The following is a 3859-nucleotide window of genomic DNA, read 5'->3' on the forward strand; positions in this document are numbered from 1 at the left end:
AATGTGGTGGCTGGTGGTCACCGACGCCACTCCTTTCCCCATGATGAGGGGCTTTTCTGGCCGTCGGGCATCCCCAACGGTTCATCCGCGCGGATAGCGCGATGCTAGGGGAACTCCCATTCTGCCGCTCGGTCGTTGCGCGGCCTCGACGTAAACGGTTGGGAAACGTTTGGGGTCTCGCCGTTGGCAAGCCGGCGCCGCGATCCGACCGCGAGGAGGCGCCGTCAGCGCCTTCTAGCTGCGGCGATAACCGGCCGCAGGAAGGGCGCTGAGAGGCGCTTGCCCGGGTATAGCCGGGCCGCGGCCGCTTTAACTCCGCGCGAGTTTTTGCTGAACGAGTGGACCGGCGCCCGGTGTGACGTAAGCAATTACGCACTTGTAGATAGGTTAGGCTACATTTACTAACCGTGACCGAGGTCAGCGTCGAGAGAAGTTCCGCAGGCTCCACGTCACCGTCGATTCCGCTTCCCGCACACATCGACCCGGCAGACCTGGCGGCCGAGTTGGCTGAGGTCCTGCCCGAACGCGTCGGAGCGGAGTATTTGCTCTACGAGCGCGACGGTCAATGGGTGTTGGCCAGCGGTGTCCGCGGGCTGATCGAGTTGGACAGCGACGAATTGCGCGTGACGCGTGACGGCGTGACCCGGCGGCAGCGGTGGTCCGGGCGGCCTGGCGGGGTCCTCGGTGAAGCCGTCGACAGATTCTTGCTGGAGACCGAGCACGTCTTCGGCTGGATCGCGTTCGAATTCGGCGTCTACCGCTACGGGCTGCAGCACTGGCTGGCGCCGCGTACCCCGCTGGCTCGGGTGTTTTGGCCGAGCAGCCGCATTGTGGTGACAAGGGAAGCGGTCCATCTGCTGGATGCGCCGGAAGCCCATCGCGACGTGATCCTGGGCGTTCTCGGTGACGGTGTGCCCTCGATGCGCGCGGCGCACGGGGTCGACGTCACCGCCGACCCGTCCGACTATCGGAATCGGGTGGCAACGGCCGTTGGCGAGATCGGCGCGGGCCGCTACCAAAAGGTGATCCTATCCCGTTGTCTTGAAGTGCCTTTCGCGCTCGACTTCCCGTCCACCTACCGGCTGGCGCGCCAGCACAACACCCCGGTCAGGTCCTTCTTGTTGCGACTGGGCGGAATGCGGGCGGTGGGCTACAGCCCCGAGCTCGTTGCCGCCGTCGGTCACGACGGAGTCGTGGTGACCGAGCCGCTGGCCGGCACCCGGGCGCTCGGCCGGGGCGCGGTGCACGATCGCGCGGCGCGCGATGATTTGGAATCGAATTCCAAAGAGATTGTGGAGCACGCGATTTCGGTACGAAGCTCCCTGCAGGAGATGACCGAGATCGCGGAGCCGGGTACCGCGGTCGTGAGCGATTTCATGACGGTGCGGGAACGCGGAAGCGTGCAACACCTCGGCTCCACGGTCAGCGCGCGCCTGGACTCGTCGAGCGACCGGATGGACGCGCTGGAAGCACTGTTTCCCGCTGTCACCGCGTCGGGCATTCCCAAGGCCGGCAGCGTCGAAGCGATCCTGCGCCTCGATGAGGGCCCGCGCGGGCTGTATTCCGGTGCGGTCGTGACGTTTTCGGCAGACGGGGGACTGGACGCGGCGCTGACACTGCGGGCGGCCTACGAAAGCGACGGGGAGACGTGGTTGCGCGCCGGCGCCGGCATCATCGAAGAGTCCACGCCCGAACGCGAATTCGAAGAAACCTGCGAAAAGCTGTCCACGCTCGCGCCGTATCTGATTGCACGTCAGTAACGTTCTGCCGCATGCTTGTTCGCCGACGTAGCGGTTAGGTAGGTGTCTAGACACAGATAAATTGCGCGTTGCTGACCGCCACGGATAACTCCCCCTTAGCCGGCACTGAACGCGGGGGCCGGTGAGCCCGGCCCGACGCGCATCACCTGCAACAAGACAAAAAGATTATCGTTGAATGAATATGGACCGTTTTCATGACTTTCGGTGCGGCGCGGGCGTATCGTGAGCCATCCCGGGGGTTAGAGAAGGCGGTGGCATGTCTAATCTCAAGTCCAAAGTTCTCGTTGCCCTGATGCTCACCTTCAGCGCCCCGATGTTGGCGACGTGTGGGACGATCACGGTCGACTGCGCGCCCCTGACCTGCGTGCTGGCTTAGCGCCACGCGCAACCGGTCCGACCGCCGTTCACGCGGATGGGCTGGACTCGAGGTAATCCGCGAGTATCCGGCCCACGAGTGACTCGATGTTGGCTTCGATCGACGACGCGAGCGTGGCGGTGACGGTCGCCACGGCTTGAGTCCGAAAGCGCACCAGCATGGTGATCAGCTCGGCTATCTCCGCGTCCGGCGGCAACGGCTCGCCGGGCTTGATGCGGTCGATGACGTGTTCGGCTCCGGCACGCACCAACATGTCGCTGATCTTGTCGATCTCGGGCACGACCTGCTCGTGCAGGTCGATGAGCTTGTCCAGTTCGACCCCATAGCCACGGATTTCGTTGAAGGCCTCGATGAGTTTCGGCCGGGTGACCGTCGCCTGTTCCCCGTCGATCCGGATGACCTGCAGCGCCACCAGACGCTCGAAAGCCCGCGGGTCGTCCACGAGTTGTTGGGCGTCGGCCAGCGCCATGGACTCCGGCTTCTCGGTGGTCCAGGTGCCGACGATGGCGGTCTCGAGCCCGAGAACGTCGCCGAGATTCTTCCCCTCTTCCCAGGCGCTGAGCATTTCCCGTACGTGCGCGATGTTGTATCCGCGGTCGAGCATCGACGTGATGAGTCGCAGCCTGGTCAGGTGCGTGTCGTTGAACAACGCGATCCGGCCGACGCGCAACGGGGGAGGCAACAGGCCGCGGTCACGGTAGACGCGGATATTGCGGGTGGTGGTGCCGGCCAGCCGGGCCAGGTCGTCGATCCGGTACTCGCCAGAAGCCGTGCCGCCGTTGGGATGCCGTACCGCAGCGTCGAAGAGCTGGGACGCCGCGGTTTCAAGCAGTTGGCGGTATTCGCGCGATTGGCGCCGAACGCGCTTGGGCGCACGCCGGACGTTGTACAGCACGCTGGCGATCGTGCCAGGTTCGGGCCTTGCAGGCCGGTCGAGCGGTGCCATGTCAGCGCGGCATGTCAGGCCGAAGAGACGGCATATACCTGAGTGCGGCGGGCCACCGCCTGGTAGTCCTCATACCGGAAATCCCTCATCTGGCGAAGATACTGCGTCGCGAAACCCGGGTACATCGAGCCGTTGAATCCGTCCGCGGTGAGATACCAGCTGCGGCACCCCGACATCCAGGTCGTCTTGCCGAGTCGGCGCTGAATACTCGCGTTGTGGCGGCGCTGGACGTCGGATCGCACGTCGAGGTAGCGCAGGTCGTTGTCGAGGATCGTCGTGATGCCGCGCACCGCGTAGTCCAGCTGGCCCTCGATGTAGACCAGCAGCGAGTTGTGGCCCGGCCCGGAGTTGGGTCCCGTCATCACGAACAGATTCGGATACCCATGCACGTTGATGCTTTTGTAAGCCTGTGCGCCACCGGCCCATTCGGTGGCCAGCGACCGACCGCCGAGTCCGGACACTCCGAACGGCGGTCCGGTGAGATGAACGTCGTAGCCGGTGGCGAACACGATGCAATCGAGGTGATGCTCGATCCCGTCGCTGGTGCGAATGCCGACCGGGCTCAAAGTGGCGATCGGCCAGTCGATGAGCTTGCAATTGTCGCGCTGCAGGGCGGGGTAGTAGTCGCTGGAGATCAGCATGCGCTTGCAGCCCGGTGTGAAGCTCGGCGTGAGCTGGCGGCGCAACCACCGATCCTTGACGGTGCGCCGCAGGTGGAGCTTGCCCAGACCCGCAACCACATTCGTCAGCGGCGAATTCCACACCAGCGCAAGCGCA

2 protein-coding genes and 1 pseudogene are annotated in these 3859 nt (G+C 64.8%); 1 reads left to right on the top strand and 2 read right to left on the bottom strand.

The features are described from left to right. Nucleotides 1–407: 407 nt before the first annotated feature. A complete protein-coding gene (locus JOZ00_RS06395) occupies nt 408–1760 on the top strand; it encodes a salicylate synthase (protein ID WP_293341328.1) in 1353 nt (450 codons plus the stop codon). Nucleotides 1761–2164: 404 nt separating this feature from the next. Here the strand turns inward: JOZ00_RS06395 and JOZ00_RS06400 are convergent, their stop codons facing one another. Continuing rightward, nucleotides 2165–3082, bottom strand: a complete 918-nt coding sequence (locus tag JOZ00_RS06400) for a MerR family transcriptional regulator (RefSeq protein WP_293341330.1) — start codon at nt 3080–3082, stop codon at nt 2165–2167. Between the two features lie 14 nt (nt 3083–3096). Next, a pseudogene (locus JOZ00_RS06405) lies at nt 3097–3859 on the bottom strand (4-hydroxyacetophenone monooxygenase); the annotation flags it as partial.

The organism is Mycobacterium sp., from assembly GCF_019243155.1.
Classification (GTDB): Bacteria; Actinomycetota; Actinomycetes; order Mycobacteriales; family Mycobacteriaceae; genus Mycobacterium.

Excerpts from the sequence above, each read along its gene's own strand:
- JOZ00_RS06400 (WP_293341330.1), bottom strand. The coding sequence starts at position 3,082 with ATGGCACCGCTCGACCGGCCTGCAAGGCCCGAACCTGGCACGATCGCC.